At 60.8% G+C, this 14,857-nt stretch carries 15 protein-coding genes; all 15 read left to right on the top strand.

Features of this window, described 5'->3' with window-relative positions; all coding sequences use genetic code 11:
• A partial coding sequence (locus ACY69P_RS06315) for a chloride channel protein (protein WP_462326901.1) occupies positions 1 to 1,640 on the top strand: 1,640 nt, incomplete at its 5' end.
• 596 nt (positions 1,641 to 2,236) lie between these two features.
• Positions 2,237 to 2,965: an amino acid ABC transporter ATP-binding protein gene (locus ACY69P_RS06310; protein ID WP_462326900.1), complete on the top strand. Its 729-nt coding sequence runs from the start codon at positions 2,237 to 2,239 to the stop codon at positions 2,963 to 2,965.
• Positions 2,966 to 3,063: 98 nt separating this feature from the next.
• Positions 3,064 to 3,891, top strand: coding sequence for an ABC transporter substrate-binding protein (locus ACY69P_RS06305; protein WP_462326899.1), 828 nt, complete (start codon positions 3,064 to 3,066; stop codon positions 3,889 to 3,891).
• Positions 3,892 to 3,969: 78 nt separating this feature from the next.
• Positions 3,970 to 4,671: an amino acid ABC transporter permease gene (locus tag ACY69P_RS06300; protein ID WP_459898328.1), complete on the top strand. Its 702-nt coding sequence runs from the start codon at positions 3,970 to 3,972 to the stop codon at positions 4,669 to 4,671.
• Between the two features lie 15 nt (positions 4,672 to 4,686).
• Entirely contained in the window at positions 4,687 to 5,379 is a 693-nt protein-coding gene (locus ACY69P_RS06295) for an amino acid ABC transporter permease (protein WP_462326898.1), read from the top strand.
• 349 nt (positions 5,380 to 5,728) lie between these two features.
• The gene (locus tag ACY69P_RS06290; protein WP_459898325.1) at positions 5,729 to 5,983 is read left to right on the top strand and encodes a 4Fe-4S dicluster domain-containing protein; all 255 of its coding nucleotides are present in this window, start codon (positions 5,729 to 5,731) and stop codon (positions 5,981 to 5,983) included.
• Positions 5,980 to 7,128, top strand: coding sequence for a 2-oxoacid:acceptor oxidoreductase subunit alpha (locus ACY69P_RS06285; RefSeq protein ID WP_459898324.1), 1,149 nt, complete (start codon positions 5,980 to 5,982; stop codon positions 7,126 to 7,128). Before ACY69P_RS06290 ends, ACY69P_RS06285 begins: the two co-directional genes overlap by 4 nt.
• 4 nt (positions 7,129 to 7,132) lie before the next feature.
• Positions 7,133 to 7,966, top strand: a complete 834-nt coding sequence (locus ACY69P_RS06280; protein ID WP_459898322.1) for a 2-oxoacid:ferredoxin oxidoreductase subunit beta — start codon at positions 7,133 to 7,135, stop codon at positions 7,964 to 7,966.
• Positions 7,963 to 8,598, top strand: a complete 636-nt coding sequence (locus ACY69P_RS06275; protein ID WP_459898320.1) for a 2-oxoacid:acceptor oxidoreductase family protein — start codon at positions 7,963 to 7,965, stop codon at positions 8,596 to 8,598. The genes ACY69P_RS06280 and ACY69P_RS06275 overlap by 4 nt, the downstream gene beginning before the upstream one ends.
• Positions 8,599 to 8,728: 130 nt before the next feature.
• Positions 8,729 to 9,568, top strand: a complete 840-nt coding sequence (locus ACY69P_RS06270) for an amidohydrolase family protein (RefSeq protein WP_459898319.1) — start codon at positions 8,729 to 8,731, stop codon at positions 9,566 to 9,568.
• Between the two features lie 248 nt (positions 9,569 to 9,816).
• A complete protein-coding gene (locus ACY69P_RS06265; RefSeq protein ID WP_462326897.1) occupies positions 9,817 to 11,058 on the top strand; it encodes a PAS domain S-box protein in 1,242 nt (413 codons plus the stop codon).
• A gap of 210 nt (positions 11,059 to 11,268) precedes the next feature.
• Positions 11,269 to 11,454, top strand: coding sequence for a Nif11-like leader peptide family natural product precursor (locus ACY69P_RS06260; protein WP_459898316.1), 186 nt, complete (start codon positions 11,269 to 11,271; stop codon positions 11,452 to 11,454).
• Positions 11,455 to 11,664: 210 nt separating this feature from the next.
• A complete protein-coding gene (locus ACY69P_RS06255; protein ID WP_462326896.1) occupies positions 11,665 to 12,855 on the top strand; it encodes a quaternary amine ABC transporter ATP-binding protein in 1,191 nt (396 codons plus the stop codon).
• Positions 12,855 to 13,703, top strand: a complete 849-nt coding sequence (locus ACY69P_RS06250) for an ABC transporter permease (protein WP_462326895.1) — start codon at positions 12,855 to 12,857, stop codon at positions 13,701 to 13,703. The genes ACY69P_RS06255 and ACY69P_RS06250 overlap by 1 nt, the downstream gene beginning before the upstream one ends.
• Positions 13,704 to 13,849: 146 nt before the next feature.
• Positions 13,850 to 14,707, top strand: coding sequence for a glycine betaine ABC transporter substrate-binding protein (locus ACY69P_RS06245; protein ID WP_459898312.1), 858 nt, complete (start codon positions 13,850 to 13,852; stop codon positions 14,705 to 14,707).
• The last annotated feature ends 150 nt before the right edge of the window (positions 14,708 to 14,857 follow it).

Raw genomic sequence — 14,857 nt, 5'->3', positions numbered from 1 at the left:
TCTTCCACCACGTTCTTGTTGGGTCGCAGTTCGCCTTTTATCAGGAGACAGGCGACATTCTCGACTTTGTCGGGCGGCTGTCGCGCTGGCAATTAGTGCTTTTGCCCGCCGTTGGCGGGCTTCTTGTTGGCCTTATCGTGCGCTTTGGCGCGTCCGAGGCCAAGGGGCACGGCGTGCCCGAGGTCATGTCCGCACTGGCCCTGAAGGGGGGACGCATCCGCAAGCGCGTGGCCATTGTCAAAATTATCGCCTCCGCCGTGTGCATCGGCTCCGGCGGCTCCTCCGGGCGTGAAGGGCCCATGGTGCAGATTGGCTCCAGCATCGGGTCCACCATCGGGCAGTACTTCAAGGTGCCGGTCATGGAGCAGCGCACGCTGGTAGGCTGCGGCGCGGCGGCGGGCATTGCCGCGACCTTCAACGCGCCTGTGGCGGGCGTGTTGTTCGCCCTTGAGGTGCTGGTGGGCGACTTTGGCTTGGCGTCATTCTCGCCGGTGGTGCTCTCGTCCGTGTCCGCGACGGCGATGTCGCGCTACTACTGGGGCGACCTGCCCACCTTTGACCTGCCGCTGTACACCATCCGGTCCATGTGGGAATTCAGCATCTACCCGTTTCTTGGCATTCTTGCGGCGCTGGCCGCGGCGGGATTCATTATTGTGCTCTACAAGGCCGAGGACATCTTTGAGAACCTGCCCATCCCGGAATGGCTCAAGCCCGCCATCGGCGGCCTGATTCTCGGCGTTATTCTGCTGCAATGGCCGCATGCCTTTGGCGTCGGCTACGGAGCCATGAACCGCGCCTTGCACGGGCAACTGGCGGGGCTGCTGCTGCTCACCCTTGTTGCCGTGAAAATACTCGCCACTTCGGCCACTCTTGGCTCCGGCGGGTCGGGCGGCATCTTTGCGCCCTCGCTCTTCATCGGCGCGATGACCGGGGGCTTTTTCGGCTGGGTGGCGGGGCTGGTGTTTCCCAGCATCACCGCGCCCATCGGCGCGTACGCCCTTGTGGGCATGGGCGCGGTTGTCGCAGGCACCACGCAGGCGCCCATCACCGCCATTCTCATCCTCTTTGAGATGACGGGCGACTACAAAATCATTCTGCCCATGATGATTACCTGCATCATTTCCACCCTCGTCACCTCCGCCATTTGCAAGGGCTCCATCTACACCATCAAGCTCCAGCGGCGCGGCATCGACATTGCGGGCGGACTGGAGCAAAACATTCTGCGCTCGCTCAAGGTGGGGCGCTTCATGCAGGGCTCGCCCTACACCATCCCGGAATCCCTGCCACTGCTGGATATTATCAAAACCTTCAAACACGCCGACGTCTCCTATCTGCACACCGTGGACGACAACGGCGCGCTGCGGGGCATCATTTCCTTCCGCGACATCCGCCCCCTGATGCACGAGGACAGCCTGCACAACCTCATCATCGCCCGGGACGTGGCGACATCGCACGTCGTCACAGTCACCCCCGACGACACCATCAAAAACGCCCTACGCCTCATGAGCTCGCAGGGCGTCTCCCAACTGCCGGTGGTCCAGCCCGGCAACGGCAACACCCTTCTCGGCACCCTGCGGCAAAAGGATGTCCTCCACGCCTATAATAAGGCCATCATCCGCCGCGAAATCGACGTGCTGTAATGCTGCCCTTCCCGCCGCCCCGCCCATGGTTGTGGGTGGGGCGGGGCATATTTTGTGCCCCCGCATGCCGCCCTGCGCCGTAGCCCTCACCGCGTCCCGTCCCGCCTCTTTCCCTGTAAGCTCCCGGCACCACCCGCTGCCGCACCATGCGCCGCCCTCTCGCGGCTGTTCCGTTGAAGCGGGGCCAAGCCAAGGCGAAACGTCTGCCATGCGCCGCGCACCCGCGCCTTTCCCCATCATCAGCCCGACCAGCCGTCCTCACGGCCCTTCCGGCCCCCAGGCCCATCCCCGCGCCTCACGCCCCGCCCCGTGCATCAACCAACGCCTTCCCGCCCAGTTCCTGCCACACCCAAAGCCCCCTCACGCCCAGCTTGTGACATTTATGTAAAAAACACTTCAAAGACCAACTTTTAAACCCCTCAATTCCGAACCCTCTTGACAAAAGAGTCAAATTAGACAAGTACAGAACTGCCTTGAGGGATAACGGTAATTTTTCAGTGGCGTCAAAATCCCCACACACAAGGACAATCCGGCCGCCTTCGCAACACGGGCACAGGCCGCACAGCACACCACCGATGACGCCAAGGGGAGGGACCATGCCCATCATCGAATTCAATAATGTTCACAAATGGTATGACGATTTTCACGTGCTGAAGGGCATCAGCGAGACTGTAGACCAAGGCGAAGTGCTTGTGGTGTGCGGTCCCAGCGGGTCCGGCAAAAGTACGCTCATCCGTTGTGTGAACCGCCTTGAGGACTATCAGGACGGCACCATCCTCTTCGAGGGCCGCGACCTGCACGCCAAGGGCGTGGACACCAACGCCCTGCGCACCGAAATCGGCATCGTCTTTCAGCAGTTCAATCTGTACCCGCACCTGACGGTGCTGAGGAACATCATGCTGGCCCCCACCAAGGTCCGCAAACTGCCGCAGGCCGAAGCGCAGGACACCGCCATGGAACTGCTGGAGCGCGTGGGCCTTGCCGATCAGGCCTACAAATACCCCGCAGAACTGTCCGGCGGCCAGCAGCAGCGCGTGGCCATCGCCCGCGCCCTTGCCATGCGCCCCAAGGTGATGCTTTTTGACGAGCCAACCTCCGCGCTGGACCCCGAAATGATCGGTGAAGTGCTCGCCGTTATGAAGGACCTCGCCCGCGACGGCATGACCATGGTCTGCGTCACCCACGAAATGGGCTTTGCCCGCGAAGTGGCGGACCGCGTGGTCTTTATGGACGGCGGCGAAGTCATCGAGCAGGGCCGCCCGGACGAGTTCTTTGCCAATCCCGTCCACGAACGCAGTAAGGCGTTCCTGCGCGAGATTCTGTAGCCCGCACGGCGCGGCAGGTCCGCAACACACCCCGCGCCCGATGGATATCCCGGCGGCCACCCCGCCCCGCAACACTTTCGCATGGAGGAAGAAGCCCAATGAAAAAGACCACCCTCATTTCCCTTGTCGCGCTGTGCATCGTCCTGATGGCCACAGCGGCCTTCGCCGGAAAGCTCGACCAAATTAAAGAGCGCGGCACCCTCATCTGCGGCGTCAAGGACGCTGTGGTGCCCTTTGGCTATGTGGACGAGGATTCCAAGCAGCTTGTGGGCATGGACATCGACATCTGCCGCTACATTGCGAACAAGCTGGGCGTTGACCTGGAGCTGAAGCCCGTGACCTCCGCCACGCGCATCCCCATGCTGACGCAGGGCTCCATTGACATTGCCGCCGCCACCATGACGCACAAGTACTCCCGCGACGACGTCATCGACTTCTCCATCACCTATTTCATGGACGGCCAGAAAATCCTTGTGAAGCGCGGCTCCGGCATCAAGTCCGTGGCCGACCTCGCCGGCAAGAAGGTGGGCACCGCCAAGGGCTCCACCTCCGAAAAGAACATCAAGGCCGCCCAGCCCGACTGCCGCGTGGTGTCCTTTGAGGGCTACCCGCAGGCCTTCCTCGCCCTGAAGCAGGGCAAGGTTTCCGCCGTTACCACGGACTCCACCATCCTCCTCGGCCTCAAGGGCTCCGACCCCAACCCCGAGCTGTGGGACATCGTGGGCGACTACATTGCCGACGACCCCTCCGGCCGCGGCCTGCCCGAGAACGACTCCGACTTCCGCGACTTCGTGAACAAGACCCTGGCCCAGATGTGGCTCTCCGGTGAGTACATGAAGGTCTACAACACGTGGTTCGGCCCGGACACCAACTACTATCTGCCCACCACGTGGAAGATGGAAGTCTGGCCCGGCGCCAACGACTAGCCGCCTCCCCGCACGTCTTTGACAGCCGGGGGCCACGGCCCCCGGCATGTTCCACCTCACACACGCGGAAGGAAGCCCGTGAACTACGATTTCAAATGGCAGCTCGTCCTGTCCGGCAAGTATGCGGACTGGCTCATTGACGGTCTGATCATGACCCTCAAGATTTCTGCCGTCTCCCTTGTCCTCTCGCTTCTGCTCGGCACCGTCATCGCGGTGATGCGGATGTCCAGAGTGCGCCCCCTCATCTGGCTGAGCGCGGCGTACACGGAATTTTTCCGCAACACCCCGCTGCTTGTGCAGATCTACTTTTGGTATTTCGGCTCGGACCCGCTGTTCCCCGAGGCCATCAAAGGATGGCTGTACAACACGGATTTCGAGTTCGCCTCCGGCGTGATTGCGCTGACGGTGTACACCTCCGCCTTCATTGCCGAGGAAATCCGCTCCGGCGTGTTCTCCATTCCCAAGACGCAGCTTGAAGCCTCGCGCGCGACGGGCCTGTCCTTCATTCAGGCGCAGCGCTACGTCATTCTGCCGCAGGCCTTCCGCATCATTATTCCGCCGCTCATCTCCCAGGCGCTGAATCTTATTAAGAATTCATCGCTGTGCATGACCATCGGCGTCATGGAGCTGACCTACATGGCGCGGCAGATCGAGTCGTACACCTTCCGTGGCTTCGAGGCCTTTACGGTGTCCACGCTTATGTATCTGTGCCTGTCGCTTGTGGTCTCGCTGTGCATTACACAGTACAACCGCCGGTTCCTGAGAACCGTCAAGCATTAGGGAGAGCCTTCGGCAATGCGTTGGGACATCGTCTGGAACAATTTCGACTACTTCCTCATCGGCGCCTACCCGGAGGGTCCTCTGGGCGGGCTGGCCATGAGCATACTGCTGGCCCTTGGCGGCATATTCGGCGCGTTTTGGCTGGGGCTTGGCGCTGGGCTGATGCGCATGTCGCGCAAGCGCTGGGTGCGCATCCCCGCCATGATCTATATTGAAGTCATGCGCGGTACGCCGCTGCTTATGCTCATTTTCTGGTTCTATTTTCTGGCGCCTGTGGTGCTGGGGCACCCCATCCCCTCCACCCAAAGCTCCCTAGTGGCGTTTATCGTCTTCACCGGCGCCTATGTGGCGGAAATCGTCCGCGCCGGGGTTGAAGCCCTGCCCACGGGACAAATGGAAGCCGCGCGCGGCACCGGCCTGTCGCACTTTCAGGCCATGACCTACGTCATCCTGCCGCAGGCGCTGCGCAACATGATTCCCTCCTTCGTGAACCAGTTCGTCAGCCTCACCAAGGACACCTCGCTCGCGTCCATCATTGGCGTGCCGGAGCTGATGCTTGCCGCCGACCAGGTGAACAACCGCGTTCTGGTGGCGCCTATGGAAATCTGTGTCACCATCTTGGTGCTGTACTTCATCGTCTGCTACATCCTCACCTCGATAAGCCGCCGGCTGGAGCGCCAGCTGTCGCGATATCAGGCGCGCGGGTAAGCTAGCACCCACCCGCATATGCGCCGCCCCGCCGGAGAAAGGGACTCCGGCGGGGCCTCTTTTTGCCCTGCTGCACCACCGCGCCTTCACAACAGCGTGATGCACAAACACCACCCACGACGCAAAACGCTATCCATCAGCCTTTTCAGGAAAATGCTATTGCAGGCGCACGCCACATGCGGTACATCTGGAAGGCATCGGCTGTTACGGTAATGCCACAACTTCAGATTCATGGCGGAAGTTCTCGCGTGCAACAGGTCAGCCCCAGCTTGCCGAATTTTTAGGGTAATCCTCCCCGGAGGATTGCCCTTTTTTGTTTGCGCGCCTTCCAGCCAGAGGTGAGTAAGCCATGGCAAAAACAAAAGGACAGACCACCATCACCGTGTACCCGGACTGGTGCAAGGTGTGTGGTCTTTGTGTCGCTTTCTGCCCCGCAAACGTTCTGGAGCTGGACCCGGTTGCCGGGTGCGCTGTTCCCGTACGCGAGGAGGAATGCATCAACTGCGGCTTCTGCGAACTCCACTGTCCGGACTTCGCCATCGTCGTCACGCCAAAGCGCACAAAGGGCGCCCAGCCCGCCGAGGACGAAGGAGAAAAGTCATGACCACATCCTACAGCGAAAGCCGGGAAATTTTCGCCCTTGGGGCCGAGGCCGTCGTGGAGGGCGCGCTTCTGGCCGGGTGCAGCTACTACGGGGGCTACCCCATCACCCCATCCTCCGAAATTATGGAAGGCATGGCCGCGCGCCTGCCGCACACGGATGACGGCGTCTTCATGCAGATGGAGGACGAGATTGCCAGCATTGGCTCCGTCATTGGCGCATCCCTTGCCGGACGCAAGGCCATGACCGCCACCTCCGGCCCTGGATTTTCGCTGATGCAGGAGCTTATCGGCTTTGGCTGCATGGCGGAGGTGCCCTTTGTGCTGGTCAACGTCATGCGCGGCGGCCCCAGCACGGGCCTGCCCACCAGCCCCGCACAGGGCGATGTCCAGCAGGCGCGCTGGGGCACCCACGGCGACCACTCCATCATCGTCCTCTCCGCCTCGGACGTGCAGGAATGCCTGCACATGACGCTGAAGGCCTTCAACTTTGCCGAGCGCTACCGCATCCCCGTCATCCTGCTCATTGACGAAGTCACCGCCCACACGCGCGAGAAAATCACCGTCCCCGCCACCACGGACGTCGAGGTCATCTCGCGCCTGCAACCGTCCATGCCGCCGGAGTGGTACAAGCCCTTTGAGGAAACCGTGCGCGGCGTGCCGCCCATGCCGCCGGTGGGCAGCGGCTACCGCTTCCACGTCACCGGCCTCATGCACGACGACAAAGGCTTCCCCACCTCTAAGCCCGACGAGGTCGTGCAGGCCCTTGAACGGCAATTCCGCAAGGTGGACCAGTTCTTCTTTGATATTCAGGTCACGGAGGAGGTGCTGTGCGAGGACGCGGACACCGTCGTTGTCGCCTACGGCAGCGTGGCGCGCTCGGCGCACCTTGCCGTGACGCAGGCGCGTGAGCAGGGCATCCGCGCAGGGCTCCTCAAGCTGGGGACCCTCTTCCCCTTCCCACGCTCCGCCGTGGAGCACCAGATGCGCACCTGCAAGCGCATCATCGTCCCGGAGATGAACATGGGGCAGATGTCGCGCGAGGTAAAACGCGTGAACAACGGGCGCGTGGACGTCGCCACCATCAACCGCATCGACGGCAGCATCATCACCCCCGCCCAGATACTCGACAAGCTGAGGAAGGGATAACGCCATGGCCGAAGTAACCCAACTCATCCATCACTACCTGCGCCACGACAAGAAATTCCCCCACGTCTTCTGTGCGGGATGCGGCCACGGCATCGTGCTCGGCTCGCTCATCCGCAGCGTGCACGGCCTTGGCATCGGCAAGGACGACGTCACCCTCGTGGCGGGCATTGGCTGTTCCGGCCGCATGGCCGTGTATGTGGACTTCAACACCGTCCACGCCGTACACGGGCGCGCCATTCCCCTCGCCACCGGCATCAAGATGTGCAAGCCGGACATGAACGTCATCGTCATCACGGGCGACGGCGACGCCATGTCCATTGGCGGCAACCACTTCATCCACGCCGCGCGGCGCAACATCGGCCTGACCGTGCTGGTGCTCAACAACTTCATCTACGGCATGACCGGCGGGCAGTGCTCCCCCACCACGCCCATGGAAAGCTGGACCACCACCTCGCCCTACGGCGCGCTGGAAAAGTCCTTCGACGTTGTGGACATGGCCGCCGCGGCCGGAGCAAGCTACGTGGCGCGCGGGACGGTGTTTCATGTAAACATGCTGGACCGCCTCATCAAAACCGCCATCACCCGCAAGGGCTTCAACGTGGTGGAAGTCATGACGCCCTGCCATACCCAGTTTGGCCGCAAAAACGCGTACAAGACCCCGGTGGACATGTACAAATGGCTCAAGAAGAACGCCGTGAAGCGCGAGTCCTACGACAAGCTGAAGCCCGAGGAGGCCGCAAAGCGCATCCCCATCGGCGTCTTTGCCGAGCGCGACGAGAAGCCCCTTGAAGACCGCTACGCCGACATGCGCGCAAGCCTCAGGAGGACAAAGGCATGACCACCCAAAGCCTCGACAGATTCGAGATTTGCCTCTCCGGCCTTGGCGGTCAGGGCGTGTTGACCCTTGGCAAGGTGATGGGGCAGGCCCTCGCCCTTGGGCACGACTACTTCGTCACCCAAACCCAAAGCTACGGCCCGGAGGCGCGCGGCGGGGCTAGCCGCACGGACCTTGTTATCAGCTCCAGCCCCATCAGCTACCCGAAGACCGACAAAATTGACCTGCTGGTCGCCCTGTCGCAGGAGGCGTGCAATAAGTACTACCACCTGCTCAAGCCCAGCAGCGTCCTTTTGGTGAATACCACGCTGGTGAAGCAGATTCCCACCAATCAGTACATCGGCCTGCCCTTCACCACCATGGCGCAGGACGACCTTGGGCTGGTGCAGGCCATGAACACCATCGTCCTTGGCACCTGCTCCTTCCTCCTGCCCTTCGCCGACCCCGAACGCATGAAGGACAGCCTGCGCCAAGCCCTGCCCGCCAAAATCATCGACATCAACATCAAGGCCTTCGACATGGGGTACGACACCGCGAAAAAAACCTTCAAAACGCCCCCGGATTTGTGGGCGCCACCCGCTGAGGCCCCACCCGCAAAGCCCAAAAAGAAGACCACACGCAAAAAGAAATCCTGACGGCAGGGCGCAGGTGACGCCGCCGCACGCCTGCCCCAACACCCCGTTTTGCATGGAAAAAGCCGCCCCAAAACCGAAAGATTTTGGGGCGGCTTGCGTTTCGCGTTCAAAGGAGTACAACATTCGGGCCATGTTGTACGATGTTCATACCCACGCATTTCATCCGAAAATAGTTCACAAGGTCCTCGATCAACTGTCCGACCATTACGGCCTTCCCGCCACCGGCACCGGCGTTGCGGGGGACCTCATCGACCGCATCCACCGGGCAGGTATCGACCGCGCCGTGGTCCACACCGCCGCCACATCGCCGGATCAAGTCATCCCGGCCAATAACTGGGCTATCGACCTGAACCAGCGCTATGACGAGCTTATCGGCTTCGGCAGCATCCATCCCGGCTTCGACCGGTGGGAATGGTCCCTCGACAGACTGGAGCAGGCCGGCATCTGCGGCATTAAGCTGCACCCGGACTTTCAGGGCTACGCCATGGACGACCCGGCAATGATGCCCATCTACGAAGCCATGTCCGGCCGCTTTGTCGTTATGATTCATATCGGCGACAGGAACCCGCCCGGCTCCAACCCCACCGACCCCTACAAGGTGAAGCGTCTGCACGAGCAGTTCCCGGACCTGCAGATTATTGCCGCCCACATGGGCGGCTTCATGCACTGGAAATGGGTGCTGGACGGGCTTGCCGGCACGGATATCTACATTGATACCTCCAGCACGCTCAGCCTCATCGACGACGCCACGCTGCATGAAATCGTGCGCCGCCACCCGCGCGAGCGCATCCTGTTTGGCAGCGACTACCCACTGTTTGATCCGGGGGCCGAAATGGCCGAGCTGCAGCGGCGTTTGCGCTTTACCGACGCTGAGTTAGAGCAAGTTATGACCAATGCTCATACCCTCTTTTGCTCACGCAATCGGGTAGGGAATGGGCAACGCCTTGAGAATATTGTCCAAAAGATGTAAGACCACTCTACCGCTTCCATCTTTTCGGCACGGGCCAGTGTTGCAACGCACCTCCCCATCGCGTTTTCGCCGACACCCCGCTGCCTTTCATTCATCTCTTACACGTGGAGCCTCCTATCGTAATATCCAAGGCCCGCATAACAACACGTTAGGAAACGATGTCAAAGAAACGCTTACATACCATATCCATAATTCTGCTGACCATGGAGCATGCCGCAGACCGGGTCAACGAGGCGTGGTCGAGGCGAATGAGCGCACGGGACATCGACCTTTCCCCCGAGGAATTGAACGACGTCGGCGACAGGCTACGCGTCTGCCTTTCGGACTGCGTTGTCGCTTTCAGTGCCCGCCGCGACCGCGCGGCTGATGACAAAAACTTTTGCCGCTGCGCAGAAAACATGTGGCCCGTGCTGGACAGCCTGCCGCCCCTTGGCGACGGCTCCGCCGCCCCGCTCCTGGGGCTGAAGGAATACGTCCGCACCCTTGGTCACGAAATCGTCTCCGCCGAGGAATCGGCAGAACGCGCCCTGGACGCCGTCATGGACCTGCGCTGGGTGGCCGATGCTGTAGAGGAAGTTCTTTACGGCAAGGCCGACACCGAGGCCGCGGACGACTCCTTCCTTGCCCAGCCGGAGCTTTTGGCCGCCGCGCCCGAACGGCTGAACGACCCGTCCCTTGACGACGGGGAAAAATTCTTTCTCAGCCTGTTTCAGACCTCGCTCCAAGCCATCCTCATCGCCAATGACAGCCTGCGCATTGTGGCGGCCAACAACACCGCCCTTGAAATGTGGGGCACCGAGCTGGACGAACTGCTGGAGCACCCCGTGCCCGACATTGTGGCAGGCGGCGACCGCGGCGCACTGGTCAGCAAGCTGGACAGCTTGCAGGACGGCGTTTTTTCGGAGCTGAGCGCAACGGGCAAGCGCATCGACGGCGAAATGTTCCCCCTTGTGCTGACCATTGGCCGGGTGGACCTCGACGACGGCAACTACTTCCCCATCACCGCCCATGACGTGAGCGAAACGCAGGAGCTGGAGCGCGAACTCAATCAGGAACGCGCCCACGTGCAGGAGATGGCCGTCACCCTCAAGCACGTGCTCCGCGCCTCCGCCGACGAGAAGAAAAAATTCCAGCAGCAATGGGCGCAAGAAGTGGAAACCCGCGTCATTCCCGCACTCGGGCACATCGCCAACGAGTCGAGCCGCTCCGTACGCAAGGGCTATCAGACGGTCCTTGAGGACCGGCTGGAGGACATGACCAAAGGCACGGAGAACGGCCTGAGCGGCCAGTTCCTCAAGCTGACCCCCACAGAGCTGGAGGTCTGCCGCATGATCCGCGCCGGGCACACCACCAAGGAAATCTCCGAGCTTTTGCACTCCGCGCACGACACGGTCCAAACCCACCGCAAAAATATCCGTCGCAAACTGGACCTGCGCGGCAAGAAGGTGTCGCTCTACACCTTCCTCAATAGCAAAGACGTGCAAATGTAGTTTGGGTATGCAATAATACCCGCTTTATCCCTCACACATCCCCTTTCTTCTTTTCCTCGTCTGCATGAAGGTAAGCGCCGAACATGAGGCAGGGGCATCCGGGAATCTTCGCCCGGTTTTCCCTGCCATTCATGCGGCCTTACACCGCGCCCCGTATGGGCGCACCAGAATCCGCCGCAGTCATGGTTTAACCATAGAGAAGGAGAATGCATGTCCGAGGAGAGTGTGTACGCTTTTTTGGAATGGCTGAAGGATAGGGACGACCTCCTGAACCAAATGCGCACCATGCGCGCCCAAGAAATCGTCGACATAGCCAAGGACCACCATTTTCACTTCACCGCGGCAGAGCTCGTCTCTATCATCCGAGAACGGCTGGACGCCATGGAAAGCAGGTAGACACACTGAAGCCGGGTATACCCGCATACCCAATACTTCCCCTTTTCTACCCCTTTTCACTTTGAGGCAGTTCAGTAGTCTTTAGTGCGGCCACTTAGAGGGCTTCTTCCTCATAACATCAAGGCCGTTACAGTACTTATTCACCGGGGTCTTCATACATTACAGGTAAGACCCTTGCGTGGTTCGTTAATGCAAACCAATGGAGATTGCATGGCAAAAATTGCCGTAAAGAACCTGTACAAGATCTTTGGTCCCAATCCCAAAAAGGTTGTCCCCATGCTTGAAGATGGCGCAACCAAAGCGGACGTCAAGGAGAAGACCGGCCACGGCGTAGGCGTGAACAACGCTTCGTTCGAGGTTGAAGAAGGCGAAATCGTCGTCATCATGGGTCTCTCCGGCAGCGGCAAGTCCACCCTTGTCCGTTGCATCAACCGGCTTATCGAGCCGACCAGCGGCAGCGTCTTCATCGACGGCGTTGACGTGACGAAGCTTTCCAGCGACGAGCTGCGCCAGCTGCGGCTGCAGAAGCTCGGCATGGTTTTCCAGAACTTCGCCCTCTTCCCCCACCGCACCGTGGCCGAAAATACCGAGTACGGCCTGGAGATTGCCGGCATCGAACACGATGAACGCCGCAGCCGCGCCATGGTCGCGCTGGAGCAGGTGGGCCTGAAGGGTTGGGAAGACAGCTACCCCACACAGCTTTCCGGCGGCATGCAGCAGCGCGTTGGCCTTGCCCGCGCCCTTGCACTCAACGCCGACATCCTGCTCATGGACGAGGCCTTCAGCGCACTCGACCCGCTCATCCGTAGCGACATGCAGGACGAGCTGCTCTCCCTGCAGGACGAAATGCAGAAGACCATCGTCTTCATCAGCCATGACCTCGACGAGGCCCTCAAGCTCGGCGACCGCATCGTCCTCATGAAGGATGGCGAAATCGTCCAGATCGGCACCGCAGAGGACATTCTCACCGATCCTGCAGACGAATACGTCCGCCGCTTCGTTGAGGATGTGGACATCACCAAGATTCTCACCGCCGAAAGCGTGATGAAGAAGACCGAGACCGTTGCATGGCTCGGCACGGACGGTCCCCGCGCGGCCCTCCGCAAGATGAAGAAGAACAAGATTTCCAGCATCTTTGTGCTGCGCAAGGACCGAAGCCTCGCTGGCGTTATCTCCGCCGAAGAGGCCGTCAAGCTCGTTCAGGACGGCGCACGGACGCTGGAAGGCGCCCTGCAGGAAGACATTGTCACCGTCCAGCCCGACACCCCGGCAGCGGATCTTTTTCAGGTCATGCACGACCTGCCCTACCCGCTGGCCGTTGTGGATGAGAAGAAGAGGCTTAAGGGCGTTATCGTCCGCGGGCTTCTGCTGGGTGCAGTCGCAGAACGAGGAGCAGCATAATGAGTTTTACAATCCCCCGAATACCGCTTGGCGATGGAATCGAAGCTGGCATCAACTTTCTTGTTGATCACTTCTCCTTTGCAACCAAGGCCTTCGCGGCCAGCATGGAGCATGTGCTGAACTGGCTGGAGAGCGGCCTGATGTTCTTGCCCCCGTGGCTGTTCATCCTGCTCTTTGCCGGACTGGCCCTGTGGTTCACCCGCAAACGCGGCGTCGCCATCTTCGTTCTGGTGGGGATGTCCTTTATCTGGAACCTCGGCCTGTGGGCTGCCACCATCAGCACCTTTGCGCTGGTTATCGTGGCAACCATGGTGGCCATCATGCTGGGCGTGCCGCTTGGCATCGGCTCCGCCATGAGCAACAAGATTTACCGTATTGTCATGCCCATTTTGGACGTGATGCAGACCATGCCCGCCTTTGTGTACCTGATTCCGGCCATTCCGTTCTTTGGTCTGGGTAAGGTCGCGGCCATCTTCTCCACGGTTATCTTCTCCATGCCCCCGGCAATCCGCCTGACCTGCCTCGGCATCCGTCAGGTCCCCCGCGAGCTGGTCGAGTGTGCGGACGCCTTTGGCTCCACCCGCTGGCAGAAGCTTGTGAAGCTGGAACTGCCCACGGCCCTGCCCACCATTATGGCAGGCGTCAACCAGACCGTTATGCTGGCCCTGTCCATGGTCGTTATCGCCGCCATGATTGGTGCCCGCGGCCTTGGCGGCGAAGTGTGGCGCGCCATCCAGCGTATGGAAGTTGGCGGCGGTTTCGAGGCCGGTATCGGCATCGTTATCGTAGCTATCTCTCTGGACAGAATTCTCCAGAAGGTCGGCTCTCGCAAGAAGAAGGCCGCCTAGTTTTACCCCGCGTTTTCTTGGCCTCATGCGGCCTGCCGGATCAGCCCGGGGCCACTGGCTCCCGCTCCGCGCGGGCCGCATGCGCCAAATACCGTGGCCGCCCAACCTCGCGGCGGCCCATGTATAACCATAACCCAGGAGGAAGGATGCGTTTTCGCTTCGTTACATTGCTTGCCACTCTCGCGCTCATTGGCACGCTCTTCTGCGGCGCTGCTCAGGCCGCCAAAGGTACCGTAAACCTCGTCTACGTCGAATGGTCCACAGAAGTCGCCAGTACCAACGTTGTCCGCGCTGTTCTGCAGGAACGCATGGGATACGATTGTGAAATCACACCTGTTTCTGCTGCCGCTATGTGGCAGGCGGTTGCAACGGACGAAGACGTTGACGGTATGGTCTCCGCATGGCTGCCCATCACCCAGCGCCACTACCTTCAGAAGCTGGAAGACAAGGTGGACAACCTTGGCCCCAACCTCGAAGGCGCCCGCATTGGCCTCGTTGTTCCCTCTTACGTGGAGATTGACTCCCTCGAAGAGATGAACAAGGTCAGCGACAAGTTCCGCGGCCGCATCGTGGGCATCGACCCCGGTTCCGGCGTTGTGGACAAGACCGAGAAGGCCATCAAGGCCTACAACATGAGCGACATCGACCTCGTCACCAGCTCCGGCGCCATGATGACCGCGACCCTCGCGGACTCCATCAAGCACAACGAGTGGGTTGCCGTGACTGGTTGGACCCCGCATTGGATGTTCGCCAAGTGGGACCTCAAGTACCTGAAGGACCCCAAGGGCGTGTACGGCGATGAAGAGTTCATCGGCACCTTCGCCCGCAAGGGTCTGGACAAGGATATGCCCGAGGTCTACTCCTTCCTCGACAACTTCTACTGGTCCCCCGACGACATGGCGAAGGTCATGGTCTGGATCCAGGACGGCATGAAGCCTTACGAGGCCGCCAAGAAGTGGATCAACGAAAACAAGGAGACCGTGGACGGCTGGATCAACGGCTAGTTCGCACACGCTCCAACTGCACGCAAGGGAGGCCGAGAAATCGGCCTCCCTTTTTGTTTGCCGGGCCCACGAAGGCAAACACGCCAAGTGGACACACACCGCAACGCGGCGCAACCGGGCGGCATTCAGTCCCCGGCTGAGGCGCGAAGA

The sequence above is a fragment of the Desulfobaculum sp. genome (genome assembly GCF_054921475.1).
The sequence above is the reverse complement of the archived record's forward strand: the minus strand, read 5'-3'. Positions and strand labels throughout refer to the sequence as shown.